The organism is Blautia sp. DFI.1.216 (assembly GCF_020594215.1).
Classification (GTDB): domain Bacteria; phylum Bacillota; class Clostridia; order Lachnospirales; family Lachnospiraceae; genus Blautia_A; species Blautia_A wexlerae.
In genome coordinates this window covers 1-226 of sequence record NZ_JAJDML010000262.1, presented here as the reverse complement: position 1 = coordinate 226, position 226 = coordinate 1, and the positions used below count along the sequence as shown (strand labels likewise).

1 protein-coding gene is annotated in these 226 nt (G+C 43.8%); it reads right to left on the bottom strand.

Annotated features, from left to right (window positions below):
* Nucleotides 1-226, bottom strand: a 226-nt coding sequence (locus tag LJE11_RS19645; RefSeq protein WP_227296461.1) for an IS110 family transposase, incomplete at both ends; no start/stop codon positions are given.

Genomic DNA, 226 nt, shown 5'->3' with positions numbered 1-226 from the left:
ACAGAATCAGCTTTGTCGGACTTGATTTTGCGAAGAGAATCGTTATTAAAATCTTTGACCAACTTGGGATTAACAGCACTGACAAAGAGATCTGCTGCTGAAAGCTGGTGAGCAAGTGCTTCGTAGTAGCGGCCGGTATGTTCCATTACAACCCGGGATTCACCTTCGATAGAATGGATATCACTGGATGTGTGCTTAATCTCAAAAGGAGAGGATACAATCTCCC